2 protein-coding genes are annotated in these 1517 nt (G+C 46.8%); both read right to left on the reverse strand.

From position 1 onward, the window contains the following. Positions 1-1342: condensation domain-containing protein (locus ACFFGT_RS04460; protein ID WP_377021305.1), on the reverse strand; the 1342-nt coding region annotated here is incomplete at its 3' end. Position 1343: 1 nt separating this feature from the next. Continuing rightward, a partial coding sequence (locus ACFFGT_RS04465; protein WP_377021306.1) for an acyl carrier protein occupies positions 1344-1517 on the reverse strand: 174 nt, incomplete at its 5' end.

Here is a 1517-nt window from a genome sequence, read left to right on the forward strand (position 1 = left end):
AATCAAATACGCTATTGGTATATTCAAAACCCGCATAACGGGCTACCGACAGTGATCTTATTTCTTGACCATCCCGGGTACCGATGCCCGCGTTCTGAACGATCACCTGGATATCGAATAGAGGGTTACGGCTCAGGTCACGCGGCAAATCCAGCTGGTCTACCAGCTCATCAAACGGGTACAGCTGGTGCTCATAGGCACCTAACGTTACCTCACGCACATGCGACAACAGCGAACGGTAGCTCCAATCCCCTTCGAAACGGCTCCGCAAGGCCAGCGTGTTCACATAAAACCCGATCTGTTCTTCCAGGTCCGTATGGGAACGGNCCTGCCCCGTATAACGGTACAACAGCGCGTTCACCAACGACAAAAGCCCCATGAAAAGCGTGCTTCCGCTTGCCTGTAACAGTTCTTTTAAATCCGATGCTGACCCACCGCCGATCAGCAGGCTTACCATACCTCCGTTATAGCTCTTCTGTGAGGGACGCCCGCCAAGGTCTCCCGTCAGCTCCAGCACAGGCAGCGGGCCTGATAATACTTCCTGCCAGTATGCGGCATGTACACCCTGTGCTCCTGCTGATAAAACCGATTGCTGCCAGGCAGCGTAATCTTTATACTGGATCCTTAAGGGTTGTAACTGTACCGGTGATCCTGCCTTCCCTGAATTATAATATCCCAATACCTCCCCGATCAGTACTTCCATCGACCAGCCATCGCTGATGATATGGTGCATCACATACGCGAAAACCCAACGGTCTTCCGATAACCGGCATAACAGCGCCCGCAGCAATGGCCCTTCAGCCAGATCAAAGCTTTCATTCACAAATTCCCTTACATGCCCCTTTAAGTTATCCTCACCATCCTCATCCCCCCTAAGGTCAAGCTCCTCGATGCGAAAACCAAGCTCTTCCGGGCTAAGGATATACTGGCGTACATCGCCTGATCCGTTCTCTTTAAATACCGTCCGAAGGGCCTCGTGGCGGCCGATCAGGCGGCTGAAGCCTGATGACAGCAACGCCACATCCAGCTCCCCGCGGAATTCATAAACGCCCGGCATGTTATAAGCCACATTGGCCTCTGATAACTGGCTCAGGATCCATAACCGCCGCTGTGACGGCGATGATGGATAATCTGGTGATGCAGCAACCTCAGGAATCTCGCTAAAATCAACTTCATTAAAAACCTCTACCTTTAGAAAACTTATAATCTCATTCTTATATTCTTTTATTTCCTCGAATATTTCACTTGGTAAGACATCAGTGTCGTATCTTATTTTTAAGTTTTCACCATCTAAAGAAATATGTATATTATTTTCCTTCAATTTCGTTAACAACGTTCTCATGTTAAATTATAATTTCTTTAGTAAGTACTGTTTCCGTTTTAAGCCATATAATATTATCTATATACTCAGCCAGCTCTTTGATATTTTGTTTTTGAAAGAAGTCTTTTAATGGGATGTTGATATTAAACTCTTTTTTTAAACGCTTGATCAAAACCATTGCCTTTAACGAATCTCC

Origin of the sequence: Mucilaginibacter angelicae (assembly GCF_042434235.1) — a bacterium.
GTDB lineage: Bacteria > Bacteroidota > Bacteroidia > Sphingobacteriales > Sphingobacteriaceae > Mucilaginibacter > Mucilaginibacter angelicae.